Here is a 15,146-nt window from a genome sequence, read left to right on the forward strand (position 1 = left end):
TAACCTTAACTACCTTCTTATTTACTTTTTCACTCACTCATTTATGCCAAATACTGTTAAGCACCTTCCTATAACCAATACTGCCCCAGCCATTCGCGCTTATTTGGGCGGCTCATTTGATCCTGTGCATAATGGTCATCTACAACTGGCGATGTACGTTTATCAAAGTTTACTGCCGCTAGCTGAGCAGCAACAGCGCGAGCTACAGGTGTCATTACTGCCCAATGCGCGCTCACCTTTTAAAGAGGACAGCACCAATCCTGAGCACCGATTGGCGATGTTAAAGCTGGCAACGCAAGACACGGCGCTACAAATTAACGAGCTTGAGCTCTGGCAAGCGCCGCCCGTTTATACCATCGATAGCGTACAGACCTTACGCGCCCGCTACCCTAATGACAGTTTGATATTTATCATGGGCATGGACAGCGCGCGCAGTTTGGATAAATGGAAAGACGGTTTAGCATTGACTGATTATGTCAATCTATGGGTGTTTAATCGTGAGGAAAACCCTGAGTTGAATAAAAACCTCCTTAAGACTGATTGGCAAACTCCCTTAAAGTCGCAACTTCCTATGCCGCTGCAACCTTTAACCGTCGATTCAATCACTGAGTTATTAATACATAATATTCAACCTTTAACGGGTAGCAGTGTGTTGAAAAATACTTACCAAGGTCGCATTTATATAGACCCGCGCCCTGTGGCAGCGGTATCGAGCACGCAAGTAAGGCGGCAATTGCAGCAACAACTTTACCAACCACTGCCGCAAGCATCTCAATCGCTAAATATAAAGCACGCTGCCGAAACGCAAATCGCATCTTTACAGCCAATAAATGCTATCATTAGCGATACTGCACCCAATTCATTCGCTAAATGGCTAAATCCTGCTGTTTATCAATATATTATTACCCATCAGCTATATTCTGCTGCCCAATTCCGTTAAAATCGCCTTATACTTTTAATTTTGCCCACTTTGTCCATTTTGTCTCAAAAAACGTCTGCCTATCTACCTATATGTTAAGGGGCACGTTAGAGAAGGCATTGTGACGATTTACCATTTTATTTTTAATATTGACGATTCAAGAGATTACAATTTATGACTAACACCATGACTGACGAACGCTTACAAGAGTGCTTAACCCTTGTCCAAAGCGCTCTAGAAGATATGAAAGCGAAAAACATCACCGTAATGAATGTAGAAAGTTTGACTGACGTGATGGAGCGTATCGTCATCGCTGACGGTACCTCTAAGCGCCATGTACGCGCCATGGCTGACAGTGTCGGCGCTGAAGCCAAGCAAGCGGGTTTTATGCCACTTGGCCGTGAAGGCGGTATTGATTCTGACTGGACCCTAATCGATTTGGGTGCCGTTGTCGTACATATGATGACGCCACAAGCCCGTGATTTCTATGACTTAGAAGGCCTATGGTCATCGCCTGAGCAATTGGCTGAGCTGGTTGCTGTGCCACGTGAAAAGAAAACCGTTGGTCGCCGCAATAAAAACAAATAAGATTATCCATTGCGATAATTGTTCAACACTTAAAAAGCACAAGCAAAAAGACCAGATAGCTATTCTGGTCTTTTTTTGTTTAAAAATTAGCACTCATAAATCTTAAGCTGCTGATAAACTTTAAACTGCTTAAGCCATATAATCGAATGCCTGATTAGGCTAAGATAATACGCATCATTCATACCCCTAATGAGTTAACCACTCGCCTAATAAATCCCTATCGATTAGGATAATCCATGAGCATAGAGCAAATAGCATCTTCTAGCCAAAAAAATAGCGCTGATTTCAATCAACCCTTACCGCTACATATCGCCAATCTAATCTGCGTCCGTGCTGGCAAAGCCATGCCATTCGCCCGTGAACAGATGAGCGCGATTGATAAAGCACCCATCAAAGCTCCTGTTGCGGTCAATTTTATGGGTCTCACCACCGATGAACAAGCCGACCGACGCCATCATGGCGGCCCGCTAAAAGCCGTGCATCAACTAGCGGTGGCGACTTACGATAAGATTAACGCTGAGTTTGGTCTAAAGGTACGCGTTGGCACATTAGGTGAAAACCTAACGACCGAAGCGGTCACTGGTCTGCTAGAAATGACGGAAGCCACGGTTTGTATCGGTGACGTCTTTCAGTATGGTCAAGATGAAATCATTGATGGGAATGGTGGCGATAGTGTGCAATTACGCATCGTGCAACCGCGCCGTCCGTGCTACAAAATCAATGACCAAATCGGACAGTTTAGTAAAGTGCCCAATATCGCCTCTTGGGTGACTAAGCAAGGTATCGCTGGCTGGTATTTTGAGGTCGTACGTGACGGTATGTTTAGCGCTGATTTGCCGGTTTATTTAATTGAGCGTCCCTATCCTTTTGCCACTCTTGAAAAGCTATGGCAATTATCAAACTCAAAAGAAAAGTTTGATGCAAAGGTTATCGAGCCGTGGCTTGCGATTGAGTGTTTGGAGGACAGTTGGAAAACGGTTTTGGCGAAGAAGATGCGCAAGGATTAAAAAGCTTTAAAAATATCTCAATCTTATCTACCTACTATCAATATCAAATAAAGGTAAGCATCATCGCCTACCCGTATTCATACAGAGCATTTCATGGCAAAAAATATCTTTTTAGCATTAGCATGTGCCTTAACGCTACCCCTAATTGGCTGCGCTACGACTAATAACACCCAAATAGCAAATACTGAACCCTTCGTTATTGATAGCGAGACTTACCAAGCCACTGGTAAAAGTGAGCGTATTAAAACCATTATTTTGCATTATACGGTGAGCAATAATGCCCGCGCTATTAAGCTTTTGACCACCGGTAACGTCAGCGCCCACTATCTAATTTTGGATAATAACGATAATAAAATTTATAACTTAGTGCCTGAAAGCGAACGCGCGTGGCATGCTGGCGCGGGCGGTTTTGCCGGTAGAACGATACTCAACGATACCTCTATCGGCATCGAGATTGTCAATGCAGGCATTAAGCCTGAATATCGAGATGCCTTAAAAAACGGCGCGCTCGACTATCATCCTTATAAGCACTATGTAGAATTTAATGAGTTGCAGATTAAGAAAGTGGCGCAGCTGGTGCAAGAGTTGGCAAAAAGATATAATATCTCAGCAAAGAATATCATCGGTCATGCCGATATGGCACCGTCGCGTAAAATCGACCCCGGGGCGAAATTCCCTTGGCAGCGATTGCATTTCGATTACGGCATCGGCGCTTGGTATGATGAGTTTGACAAGCAATTCTTTATGAATCAAGACGCGTTTGCCGCGGCAACGATACCCGAGATTAAGCAAGCGTTTCGCGATTACGGCTATCAAATCAATGACACAGACGCGTGGGATAAAGCCAGTCGCAATGTCGTGTATGCCTTTCAATTGCATTTTCGTCCGCAGCAGCCAACGGGCGAGCTGGATTTAGAAACTTATGCTATTTTAAAGGCACTCAATAAGAAGTATGCTGGTCATGATGACTTTTATTAATGGATAAAAAATATTAGGAGACATAAGCCATGAGTAACTCACAATACAACGAGCAAAATGAGCAAGACGAGCTGCAGAAATATCTAGAAGAAAAAGCCAAACAGGAGCAAGAAAAAGAGCAGGAAGCCGAGCCGCTCTCTGCGTATGATGCTTGTGTGCTAAAAGAAAGCGCTAGAATTCATGAGTTGATTGCTGAGGCTAAGAAGGGTTTAGAGGATGAGTAAGTTTGTAAAATAGAAATAGTAGCGTACTTAATAATATCAATATCTTAATAAAGGATTGGTGTTAACATTAGTTAACCTTTTATTTTGTGTATAAACATGTTCAAGATAACAATGTACAACGCTGGAAACGGTGATTGTATTTCAATTCAAACAAAAACAGATTTTATCTTAATTGATGGTGGCACAGCTCAATCCTTTGAGAGCTGGAAATACAAAATTGTTGGTCAACTTGAAAAGATCGACTTGCTAATCATCACACATATCGATAATGATCATACTAATGGGATTATTAAGTTACTTGACGCAGAAGGACGCCCTGAAATCAAACAAGTATATTTTAATGGGGTTGAACAACTATTTAGTAACTTAGATGATGCGAATAAATCTGATAGGCGTATTGATACAAAGCTCAATGCTCTAGCTAGTGAATGTATTCCTTCAAGTGATAAAGAAGATATAGGTTATTCCGAGGGTACTTCATTATCATACATTCTTAATAAGCAATTACTAAGATGCAACGAACTTGTTTCAGGCCAAGCTATATTTATAGAAAACACTAAGAAATTTGATATTGGTGCTCTAAAGTTTGAGGTTATCGGCCCAGACTCGGCAACATTGTCTGAACTCAAGAATAAATGGCAGTATAAGCTTGACGAGAGAGGTATAAAACCTAAAATTATAAATAAATCCTTCGCTAATAGCTTTGAAGCATATATTCAAAGTTTTGAAAACTTAACAGCAGATACAACCCTCATATCTTCAAACAGTACTAAGAGTATTGAATCGTTGGCTAATGAAAATTTTATACCTGATAGTTCTTTAACTAATAAAAGTAGTTTCTCTCTTTTAATTGAACATAATCATAAGAAAATACTTTATCTTGGGGACTGCCATGCCGAAACAGTTATATCTTGGCTTGATGGGAACGGAGTACAGAAGATAAAAGTTGATGCCGTTAAAGTATCCCATCATGGTAGTAAAAATAATACTAGTCTAGAGTTATTAGAAAGAATTGACTGCCAGAAATATCTTATTAGTACAAACGGCAAATCTCATGGTCATCCCCATCTAGAAACACTTGCAAGAATTGCTTTAATTAATCAAGATGCTAAAACTAATATATATTTTAATTACGATTTGAGAAACATACCAACTTGGTTTACAGATGAACTGTGCAAAAATTATAAAAACATTAATCTATGTATGAATGTCGATGAGGTTGAACTGTGATTGAACTGCAGCTGGATAAAGAATACAAACTCGACTCTATACATATCATAGAATCCTTTTTTGAAGATAAAAGCAAGGCAAGTAAAAGAGGTACTTGCTTTTCGATTTCTAAGAAATTATTGCTTACGGCATACCATGTGATAAAAGGTTCAAATGACTTAAGGATATACCTATCAAGTGACTCCTATATAAATGAGGAACACATTATTGCTAACTGTATATATTTTAATGAAGAATATGATATAGCTATTTTAGAGATATTAGATGAACGCTTAGATAATTTCATAACACTTTATTCTACGAGTGTAGGTTTAGATAGTGATGTTCAGGTATGTGGTTATCCTGTCGAAAAACAACATTATCATGCACCAATGAATGCAAAAGTAACTAATAATTTTGAAAGAATTAATAGTCGAGAGTATAGTTTTGAAATATCACAATCAAACACTATCAGTAAGTATGCTGGGATGTCTGGATCTCCAATAATCTATAATGACAACTGTATCGGAGTACTAAGAATACAACAGGGCAAAAATACTTTGTACGCAATATCTATAAAAGATTTATTAAGTGATCCTGCACTGATCAATATTTTGCAAAAAAACCAAATTGTTGTAAACATTCAAGAAGGTATCGATTATCAACCTCCAAAACATCCAAAATCACCATTCAAATACTGTTTAAGTTGTAACGCTGAGCAACCAAGTATCAAAGGTATTGATATTGGATTTGTATTCCAACAATGGAATATTAGTTCTTTCACAGAGACAGTGCATGATTGGATTATTGATTACTGTCTAACACAAAAAGAACAAGCAAACTTTGAAGGAGGTCAAAGAAGTCTTTTTAAGTATGCTAGAACAAACTATCCTGATAATAATTTAGATGCACTGGGTGATCTATGTCTACATATAGCTATTCGAGAATCTTATAAAACTATACCTATAATTAACAAAGTATTTGATATGAACAATAAGACATTCTCATGCACACATGCAGTATTAAATTTTGATAGTTTGGAATTATGGATTGGTGCATCTTCAGTTAGTGCAAGCATAGAAGAAGGAATTCAGTCAGCTATTACAAGTATTAACTACATTAATGAAATACAGTCACTGAAGAATAGACTTTTTATGCTCAATTCAGAAATTGATAAATCATGGCCTCACAAGGATAAGTTAGAAAGATTATCTAATTCAACTTTAGATCTAGACAAAAGATTTGATAAAATCATAATTCCAATTTTTATTATGCACAATAGCGAATTAATATCGAGTTATGATGAACAAAATTTTATGAAATTATTTAACGAACATGCTCAATCATGCAGGGAACTTTTAAAAAGAGACCTTGAAGATGGTTCAGTTGACTTTATTAACCTACGTGTATTTTATTTTCCAGTCTCTGATATCGAAGAGCTGAATAGTGCTCTGCTAGAGGAGCTGCACTCATGAACTATGTAAGTGAGATAGATAGTGCAGTTGATAGCACTTGGTATGTAAGTGCTCATAAGCAAGTCAGTGACCAAAATTTTAGAGATTGGGATACTTTCTTAGTATCATTAATAAATAAGTTTAATAGTCATACTAACAATCACTTAGTTCAAGACATTTTAATCCGTGCATTGGAAAGAAGAAATGAAATAAGCAAAGATTTTATATTAGATCATTTGCTTGGTGAGCTAGGGCTATTTCCTTATATTGAAACTGACTTGAGCTCTAAAGATAAATTAAGACGTAGTATCTTCACTACTCCTCAAGATGAGGATATGGTTTTTCATATTCGTCAAGCAGAAGTTTTTCATAGGATAATGAATGGTGAAAACATTATTCTAAGTGCTCCTACTAGTTTTGGTAAAAGTCTTATAATAGAGGCTTTGGTTGCCAGTAATGAGTTCGACAATATAGTCATTGTTGTACCCACAATAGCTTTGATTGATGAACTAAAAAAGAAGTTGTTTAAATATAAAGCTTTTTATAAAATAATAACGCAGGCCAGTCAAGAATCTAGTGAAAGAAATATTTATATTTTCACTCAAGAAAGAGTTTTAGAGTATTCAGAAAGTATATTGGTCGACTTTTTTATTATTGATGAATTTTACAAACTCGCTCCAACTAGTAGAAATGATGAGCGTTGTGATCGTTTGAACTTAGCTTTAAAAATGTTGTATTTGAAGTGTAAACGCTTCTATATGCTTGGTCCAAATATTGATGGTTTAGTATCAGGTATACAAGAAGAGTTAAGATCTAATTTTTTAAAATTCGATTCATATATAACTGTCGCAACTAACGAAAAATACTATCCCTTAACTACAACTGGTAGAGATGCCGATATAGATATTGAAAGAGATGCAATATTATATCCTTTAGTAGAGTCTATAAAACCTAATGAACAGACGGTTATTTACTGTAAATCACCCCAAAGAACAAGTATATTAATGCGGAAGTTAATAGACTCTGGCTTATTAAAGTCAAATAACAATAATAATGATTTATCTGTATGGCTCTCTGAAAACTTTCATCCTGAATGGTATTTAATAAAAGGGCTAAAGCATGGAGTCGCATATCATCATGCTCAATTACCGCGAGCTATAGGAGCAAAGATTGTTGAACTATTCAACGACTCTAAAATCAATTTCTTAATTTGCACTTCAACACTTATTGAAGGTGTAAATACGAATGCAAAAAACATTATCATATATGATGATTGTATTACTCGTAAAACAAAGCTCGACATGTTTACATTCAATAATATATCAGGTCGTTCAGGTAGGATGTTTGAACACTTCGTAGGAAACGTATTTATTTTAGGCGATAGTCCCCAAGATGAACTACCATTTATAGATATACCTATAATTACTCAAAGTGATAATGCTTCCGAAGCATTACTATTACAAATTGGAGGTGACATAAACGAAAAGAATATGAGTAAAGTCCAAAAATTCCATGATCAAGAAATATTGCCAATATCTCTACTGATGAAGCATCAAGGTATTGATCCTAATAAGCTGATTGATTTTGCTGAAGACTTAACTAGTAATAGAGACTCATGGAATAGTCTTATGATTTGGAATGGTGCATTTTTAGAAAATGTACAGTTAAAGCACCTTTGTATGATTTTATTTAACTACTTCAATGTCTCTAGGATGGCTGGAGGAACTGTACGTTCGAAAGAACAACTGAACCGAAAACTCATTGATATTATTCAGCAAGCAGAGGATAAAAATCTTATTCTTTCAGACTTCACCTATTGGAATAGAATAGACCCTGAACACAGCGTTGACGATTCCGTAAACAATATTTTTAAATTTAAGAAAAATTTAGTTAATTATAATTTACCGAAAATTATATATGCTATTAGTGATATTCAGAAGGAAGTATTTAATAGATATGGTCTTAATTTTGGCGATTACCAAGTGTTTGCATCAAAGTTAGAAAACTTTTATTATCCATCAGCTATAAACTCATTAGAAGAATTTGGTATTCCTAGCCAAATATCCAAGAAGTTATTAAGTAATATTGAGTTTGAGAATGTTGAAAGCATCGACTCAGTTATAGAAAAACTAACTAAGCTTGACGATAGCTCATTTAGTTTTTTAACAGATATTGAGGCAAGTTTTGTTAAGAAAGCAGTATCGTACATGTGAAAATACTCTAAAGATCTTAAATCTGCCTTCTTATACTAGATTTATTCTCATAAAAAAATTGATTACTTATAAATTTTAGTAAACTTAAAACAAAATATGGCGGTGCTTTTTAGCCCTAATTGAAGCGGATATACTTGGTTGATCACTGGGCTGCGGGGGCTTGGCTAGAGGTGGTCGCTCGAATGTTGGAACGCCTCTCGCCTTAGCCACCGCCCTTGTGCTAGCCAAGATAGTAGCGAAAAGCAGGATTAGCTCCGCCTACTTCTTAAAACTCAAATCCCAAATACAAAAAAGGTGAGCCGAAGCCCACCTTTTTTTATGTCAAAGATAATGTTCTAAACTAACTTAGCCTATATCTTAACGCAACCAAGCACGGGCGTTACGGAACATACGCATCCACGCGCCGTCCTCATCCCACTCTTGTGGCTTCCAGCTATGATTGTAGGCACGTAGCGTACGCTCAGGGTGCGGCATCATGATGGTGACGCGACCGTCGGTGCTACACAGACCCGTGACACCGCCGAGCGAACCGTTTGGATTGAGCGGATAAGTCTCGGTTGGATGACCTTGGCTATCGACGAAGCGCATGGCGAGCTGACCGTGTTTTGCCATACCGTCGATCTCGGTATTGTCCAGCGTGGCATAGCCTTCACCGTGCGCGACAGCGATTGGTAAGATACTGTCTTGCATACCTTTGAACAAGATAGACTTGGTACGCTCAACTTTGACGTTGACGGTACGCGCTTCAAAGCGGGCTGATTTATTGGCGATAAAGCGTGGGAAGTTTTCCGCGCCTGGGATGAGGTCTTTTAACTGGGCCATCATCTGACAACCGTTACAGACGCCTAAGCTAAAGGTATCCGGACGGGCAAAGAAACGCACGAACTGCATGCGCAATTCATCATGGAACAAGATAGAGTTTGCCCAGCCCGAGCCTGCGCCCAGTACGTCACCGTAGCTAAAGCCACCACAAGCGACCAGACCATCGAAGTCACGTAGATTGATGCGCCCTTCAAGTAAATCACTCATGTGCACATCGACCGCTTCAAAGCCAGCTTGGGTAAAGCCTGCTGCCATTTCGGTCTGACCGTTGACGCCTTGCTCGCGCAGGATTGCAACTCTTGGCTTAGTGTCACGGCTGTTTAAGTATGGTTCTTCAACCTTTTGATTGAGATCAAAGTTTGGCGCAGCGATAAGACCTTGATGGCTAGTATCAGCAATCAAGTCATATTCTTGCTGGACGCAAGCTGGGTTATCACGGCGGCGGGCAATTTGATAGCTGACCTGACTCCATTCTTGTTGCAGCTCAGAGCGCTTAAAACGTAGAGTGTCATCACCCATCAGTGTTGGCGTTTGGATTAGTAGGCTATCTTCTTCTGAGCTTTGACCGACTAGGCTCAGCATATCGCTGACGTTAAATTCTTCTGCTAATTGCATTAAAGCCGCAACGTTTTCTGGTAATACTTGAATCACTGCGCCCAGCTCTTCACTGAACAGCTGACCGAGCAAGTTATCATCAGTTAATGATAGCTTGATACCTTGGCGACTGGTGAATTGCATCTCTGCGATGGTCGCAAGCAAACCACCATCACCGATATCGTGATAAGCACTAATGACGCCTTGCGCGTTACCCGCTTGGATAAAGTTAAAGAAGTCGACCAAGTCACTTGGCTGCGCTAAATCTGGGCAGTCATTACCTAATTTGCTTAGAGTCTGTGCGAGGATTGAACCGCCTAGACGCAATTTACCTTTCGACAAGTCAATACGGTAAAAGGCGCTATCACCATTGATTAGCTCAGGCGTTAAGGTTTTTGCCACATCAATAACAGGTGCAAAAGCAGTAATAACCAAGCTCATTGGTGAAACGACTGATTTATCTGTGCTGCCGTCTTCGTTGCTATCCGTCCAGTTGGCACGCATCGATAGTGAGTCTTTACCAACTGGAATGGCGATACCCAATGCTGGACATAGTTCTTCACCAACGGTATAGACGGCGTCAAACAATGCCGCGTCTTCTACGTCTTCGCCACATGCTGCCATCCAGTTTGCTGACATAGTGATATCAGATAGCTGAGTAATACGCGCGCCTGCGATGTTGGTAATCGCCTCACCAACAGCCAAGCGTGCAGACGCTTTTGGATTAATCAAAGCAACAGGCGTACGTTCACCGACACTCATCGCCTCACCGCTCATTGGCTGACCATCTAACGCAATCAAGCCTGAAGCGGTCACTGCGCAATCTGATACTGGCACTTGATAGCGACCTACATACTGATCGCGAACGACCATACCTGTGATAGAGCGGTCGCCAATGCTAATCAAGAATGATTTGCTAGCGACAGTAGGATGACGTAATACATCTTTGATTGATTCGGCTAGATTGACGTCGCCAAGCTCTAATGCTGGCAAAGTAGTTTCTTGACGCTCAAAACTGCGCTGCATTTGCGGCGTACCACCAAGCAATACTTGCATCGGCATATCGACTGGCTGCTCAGGGAGCAATTCGTCATTAACGACAAGCTGACGGATTTCCGTGGCTTCACCCAAGATGGCATACGGGCAGCGTTCACGCGCACAGATGGCATCAAATTGATCTTTGCTCTCTGGGCGAATCGCCAATACATAACGCTCTTGCGCTTCGTTCGACCAAATCGCCATTGGCGACATGCCCGCTTCTAACGATGGAATTTTCCGTAGATTGAGCACCGCGCCCATTTCATGGTCATTGACCAATTCTGGCATGGCATTGGATAGACCACCGGCACCGACATCATGTAGCGAAACGATTGGGTTACCATCTTTGCTGTTATTGCTTGCGTCGATATCGTTACCAGCTAGTGCCCAGCAGCGATCGATAACTTCCTGACAGCGACGTTCCATCTCAGCGTTATCACGCTGTACAGAAGCAAAGTCCAAGCCTTCATCGAGTGAGCCACTATCGACAGAAGACGCTGCACCGCCACCTAAACCAATTTGCATGGCTGGACCACCAAGGACGATTAATAGATCACCTTGCTGAATGGCATTTTTTTCAATCAGATTGCGTTTGATATTACCGTAACCACCGGCAAGCATGATTGGCTTATGATAGCCGCGCATTTGGCTACCGTCTTTTGCCGCTGAAGTGTCCAATTGGAAACTACGGAAATAACCGCATAAGTTTGGACGACCAAACTCATTTGAGAAATTGGCTGAGCCTAATGGCGCTTCAGTCATAATTTCAAGACTGGTTGCCATACGATCTGGCGTACCATAATCCTGCGTACTTAATTGGCCTGACTGCTCCCATTTTTCCGCAAGCTCTGGAATATGCAGATGTGACACATGAAAGCCCGTTAAACCGGCTTTGGGCTTACCGCCACGACCGGTTGCGCCTTCATCACGAATCTCACCGCCCGCGCCCGTCGCTGCACCGGCATAAGGAGCAATCGCCGTTGGATGGTTATGGGTTTCAACCTTCATTAAGATATCGATTTTTTCTTGATGGAAATCGTAAGGATGCGCTGAATTGGCATCCATTGCATCAGTAGGGACTGGGTAGAAGCGCATACCCTCAGAACCTGCCATTACCGCAGCATTGTCTTTATAAGCCGATAAGATACCTTGAGGATTGGCTTTATAAGTATTCTTAATCATTTGGAACAATGATTTTGGCTGAACTGCGCCATCTACCGTCCATTCAGCGTTAAAGATTTTATGACGGCAATGCTCTGAGTTTGCTTGGGCAAACATCATCAGCTCAACGTCGGTTGGATTGCGCTTTAGCTCATTGACATACGCATTCATCAAATAGTCAATATCTTCGCTCGATAGCGCAAAGCCAAATTCTGTATTGGCTGCTTCAAGCGCCGACTGACCTTGGCCAATGACATCGATATGATTGAGCGATGCCGGCTTTTCATCGTCAAACAATTTATTCACATCGTTTAAATCATAGACCAAGCTTTGGGTCATGCGGTCAAACAGTAATTGCTCAGCGGCTTTAGGTAGCGTTGCACCCATTTCGCCGTCTGCTTTTCCATCAATGGTTAGCGTATAAACAATGACGCGCTCAACACGGTTAATCTCAATATCACAATTATTAAAAATATCGGTCGCTTTACTCGCCCACGGCGAAATCGTACCAAAACGCGGGCCTACGATGACTTGTAATTGGTTGTTTTGTGGAGCGGCAAGTTGGGTGTCTGCCTTAACCCCAAATAGGTCCAGCGCTTTTTTCTGCTCATCACCTTCAAGCTTGCGTGATAGCACATAAACTTGCTGAGTATTGATGTGGCTGACATTTAGCTCGGTTTTTTGCTGAAACTGACTGATGAGTTGCTGCGTCTGAAAATCGGTAAGAAACGGTTGTCCGGCGATGGTCATCATAAAGGCATAATCCGTAAGATCAAGGCATCTCTGCCATGCAAAGTAAATGGTCTGCGTATTATAACAAGAAGCCCCGTAATAAGCAGGTCAAAACCGAGATAAATTGCTGAAAAGCTCAGTGAGTAAGTCAGTTACTAAGCTATAAACCGTTATAAAATAGCGCTTAGCAGATAACTGTTCTGAGTTAGGTTTTAGCAGCTTTTTCAATTGCTTTATTAACTGCCATTTTAAACTTCCCTATTAACCTACAACTTTTACAAATAATTTTTCTCAACAGAAAGCCTTAATGAATGAAGTCCAGCGTCACAATTTTTACCCAATGCTTATAGTCCTTACAAACACTCACATCGCATTACTGGCAGCCTATATAAATCTCCTACGGGTAATCGTTATCCTAGATGGCAGTTGCTGGCGAGTTAAGCGCTTATCTATTTGCTTATTTAGCTAAAGCTTGACCGTTTAAACTAAAGATTCAATGAAACAAAAACGTAATCAATAACAATAATCCATTAACGAAAAATCAATCACTACAATGAAAAAGGATAATCACCATGAGTAACCAAGAGCATATCGCTAAAATTCAAGACGTTATTAAAGATGTAAAGTTCGCCATGATGAGTACCACCAATAAAAAAGGCGATATCCATGCTTGGCCGATGACCACTAATGAGGTCAATCTCGATAAGAAAGAAATTTGGTTTATCGGCGATAAATCCTCAGACGTCGTCAAAGATATTCAGGATGATGCAAGAATCGGTCTGACTTATGCCACTCAAGATGAAAAGAACTTTGTTTCTATTAGTGCTAACGCTGAATTGCCGACAGACAAAGCTAAATTGGATGAGCTTTGGTCGCCGGTTTATAACGCTTTCTTTGAGCATGGTAAAGAAGATGAAAACGTACAATTGATTAAAGTCGTGCCTCATGGTGCAGAATGCTGGCTTAGCGGCAGTACCGTCGTGAATATGTTTAAGATGGCAGCCGCAGCGGTACAAGATGGCAAAACTGCTGAAGATATGGGTGAAACCTTTTCAGTCTCTCTATAGACCCTATGACTATGCTTTTAGAAACTAAAGTATGGTTTAAGAAACTAAAATATTAGAATTTTATAGACGCCTCCATAAAAAAAACGCCAGTCGTATAATGCGACTGGCGTTTTTTAGCAAGCTTATTTTTAATCTATATTAACCGCTTTGTTTTAAATAAGGCCACGCGGCTTTTAGATAAATGAGCATCGACCATAAGGTTAAAATCACCGCGGCAACCATTAATACATAACCTATCATCTCAAGCGATTGCCAGTTTAATAATAAAACGGTGATGGCTATCATCTGAAAAGTGGTTTTGAGTTTACCGACATAAGAGACCGCCACACTGGTGCTTTTACCGAGCTCAGCCATCCATTCACGTAGCGCCGATACGGCGATTTCACGCGAGATAATCACAATCGCGGCTATCGCCATAATGATATTCGGATGCCACTGCACTAAAATAATCAAGGCAGCTGCGACCATTAATTTATCGGCAACGGGGTCCAAAAAGCGCCCAAAGGCCGATACTACATTGAGCTTACGAGCAAAATACCCATCAAGCCAATCGGTAATTGCCGCGATAATAAAGACGCCGGTCAGCAGTAAATGGCGCAGTAAGCTGTCGCTAAATTCACTCATGCCGACCCGAGCGATGACGTTATCCGAAATCGCGGGCATCCCAATACCTAGGGCGGGTGGCCAATAGGCAATTGCTACAAATAGCGGAATCATTAAAATACGCGCAATCGTTAGATTATTGGGCAGATTAAAAATACTTTTATCATTTTGCGCCGGTAGCGGTTTTTGTTCTGGCGTGTGCAGCTGTGTACTCTCGGTCATGGCAAACCCAGTTGATAGTGAACGATAAGAATGTGGTTAGCTTAGCATTTTTACGGCATGGCGTCATGCCATCTCTATAGGTTGGTTTTGGCTTTGATTCGTTACCCTTTATTTTGACCAATAAACGCTTATAAATAGAGATTTATAATAGCCTTATTATTTTACTACTTCTTGACAATATAGGCAGGTATAACGCCCTCAAAACGTAATGACATGTAAGCAAACTAGGTAAATCAGCCATTTTCGGTTATCATGGTCAAATAAATACAGTTGTACACTGATAGTTGTAAGCAGATGTAAGAAATTCTTGAAATA

11 protein-coding genes are annotated in these 15,146 nt (G+C 40.4%); 9 read left to right on the plus strand and 2 right to left on the minus strand.

All coding sequences use genetic code 11. The annotated features are described in order from the left end of the window. Nucleotides 1-43 precede the first annotated feature (43 nt). The 8 genes from JMX50_RS08300 (at nucleotide 44) to JMX50_RS08335 (ending at nucleotide 8,592) form a co-directional block, all read left to right on the plus strand. Nucleotides 44-940 (plus strand): nicotinate-nicotinamide nucleotide adenylyltransferase, encoded by an 897-nt coding sequence (locus tag JMX50_RS08300; protein WP_201629182.1) that lies wholly within the window; start codon nucleotides 44-46, stop codon nucleotides 938-940. 153 nt (nucleotides 941-1,093) lie between these two features. Beyond that, on the plus strand, nucleotides 1,094-1,507 hold the full coding sequence (rsfS, locus tag JMX50_RS08305; protein ID WP_201564570.1) for a ribosome silencing factor: 414 nt from the start codon (nucleotides 1,094-1,096) through the stop codon (nucleotides 1,505-1,507). 236 nt (nucleotides 1,508-1,743) lie between these two features. Continuing rightward, complete coding sequence (locus JMX50_RS08310; RefSeq protein ID WP_201629183.1) at nucleotides 1,744-2,514, plus strand: MOSC domain-containing protein; 771 nt, start codon at nucleotides 1,744-1,746, stop codon at nucleotides 2,512-2,514. A gap of 93 nt (nucleotides 2,515-2,607) precedes the next feature. Continuing rightward, nucleotides 2,608-3,492 carry an N-acetylmuramoyl-L-alanine amidase gene (locus JMX50_RS08315; protein ID WP_201629184.1) on the plus strand — a complete coding sequence of 295 codons (885 nt, stop codon included), beginning with the start codon at nucleotides 2,608-2,610 and terminating at the stop codon, nucleotides 3,490-3,492. Between the two features lie 29 nt (nucleotides 3,493-3,521). Continuing rightward, the gene (locus JMX50_RS08320) at nucleotides 3,522-3,716 is read left to right on the plus strand and encodes a hypothetical protein (protein ID WP_201629185.1); all 195 of its coding nucleotides are present in this window, start codon (nucleotides 3,522-3,524) and stop codon (nucleotides 3,714-3,716) included. 111 nt (nucleotides 3,717-3,827) lie between these two features. Further along, nucleotides 3,828-4,946, plus strand: a complete 1,119-nt coding sequence (locus tag JMX50_RS08325; RefSeq protein WP_201629186.1) for a ComEC/Rec2 family competence protein — start codon at nucleotides 3,828-3,830, stop codon at nucleotides 4,944-4,946. Further along, nucleotides 4,943-6,400, plus strand: coding sequence for a Hachiman antiphage defense system protein HamA (locus JMX50_RS08330; protein WP_201629187.1), 1,458 nt, complete (start codon nucleotides 4,943-4,945; stop codon nucleotides 6,398-6,400). Before JMX50_RS08325 ends, JMX50_RS08330 begins: the two co-directional genes overlap by 4 nt. Further along, nucleotides 6,397-8,592: a DEAD/DEAH box helicase gene (locus tag JMX50_RS08335; RefSeq protein ID WP_201629188.1), complete on the plus strand. Its 2,196-nt coding sequence runs from the start codon at nucleotides 6,397-6,399 to the stop codon at nucleotides 8,590-8,592. Before JMX50_RS08330 ends, JMX50_RS08335 begins: the two co-directional genes overlap by 4 nt. 357 nt (nucleotides 8,593-8,949) lie before the next feature. Here the strand turns inward: JMX50_RS08335 and purL are convergent, their stop codons facing one another. Beyond that, nucleotides 8,950-12,960 (minus strand): phosphoribosylformylglycinamidine synthase, encoded by a 4,011-nt coding sequence (purL, locus tag JMX50_RS08340; RefSeq protein WP_201629189.1) that lies wholly within the window; start codon nucleotides 12,958-12,960, stop codon nucleotides 8,950-8,952. Between the two features lie 551 nt (nucleotides 12,961-13,511). Here purL and JMX50_RS08345 point away from each other — a divergent pair. Continuing rightward, a complete protein-coding gene (locus JMX50_RS08345; RefSeq protein WP_201629190.1) occupies nucleotides 13,512-14,006 on the plus strand; it encodes a pyridoxamine 5'-phosphate oxidase family protein in 495 nt (164 codons plus the stop codon). 138 nt (nucleotides 14,007-14,144) lie between these two features. Here JMX50_RS08345 and pgsA read toward each other — a convergent pair whose 3' ends face one another. Next, a complete protein-coding gene (gene pgsA, locus JMX50_RS08350) occupies nucleotides 14,145-14,831 on the minus strand; it encodes a CDP-diacylglycerol--glycerol-3-phosphate 3-phosphatidyltransferase (RefSeq protein WP_183619641.1) in 687 nt (228 codons plus the stop codon). Nucleotides 14,832-15,146: the final 315 nt, after the last annotated feature.

This window comes from Psychrobacter maritimus, assembly GCF_904846345.1.
In the GTDB taxonomy this organism is placed as follows: Bacteria; Pseudomonadota; Gammaproteobacteria; order Pseudomonadales; family Moraxellaceae; genus Psychrobacter; species Psychrobacter maritimus.

What these genes read in the sequence shown, in the direction of transcription:
- rsfS (WP_201564570.1), top strand. Translation starts at nt 1,094, where the DNA reads ATGACTAACACCATGACTGACGAACGCTTACAAGAGTGCTTAACCCTT.
- JMX50_RS08310 (WP_201629183.1), top strand. Translation starts at nt 1,744, where the DNA reads ATGAGCATAGAGCAAATAGCATCTTCTAGCCAAAAAAATAGCGCTGAT.
- pgsA (WP_183619641.1), bottom strand. Translation starts at nt 14,831, where the DNA reads ATGACCGAGAGTACACAGCTGCACACGCCAGAACAAAAACCGCTACCG.
- JMX50_RS08315 (WP_201629184.1), top strand. Translation starts at nt 2,608, where the DNA reads ATGGCAAAAAATATCTTTTTAGCATTAGCATGTGCCTTAACGCTACCC.
- purL (WP_201629189.1), bottom strand. Translation starts at nt 12,960, where the DNA reads ATGATGACCATCGCCGGACAACCGTTTCTTACCGATTTTCAGACGCAG.
- JMX50_RS08335 (WP_201629188.1), top strand. Translation starts at nt 6,397, where the DNA reads ATGAACTATGTAAGTGAGATAGATAGTGCAGTTGATAGCACTTGGTAT.
- JMX50_RS08325 (WP_201629186.1), top strand. Translation starts at nt 3,828, where the DNA reads ATGTACAACGCTGGAAACGGTGATTGTATTTCAATTCAAACAAAAACA.
- JMX50_RS08320 (WP_201629185.1), top strand. Translation starts at nt 3,522, where the DNA reads ATGAGTAACTCACAATACAACGAGCAAAATGAGCAAGACGAGCTGCAG.
- JMX50_RS08300 (WP_201629182.1), top strand. Translation starts at nt 44, where the DNA reads ATGCCAAATACTGTTAAGCACCTTCCTATAACCAATACTGCCCCAGCC.
- JMX50_RS08345 (WP_201629190.1), top strand. Translation starts at nt 13,512, where the DNA reads ATGAGTAACCAAGAGCATATCGCTAAAATTCAAGACGTTATTAAAGAT.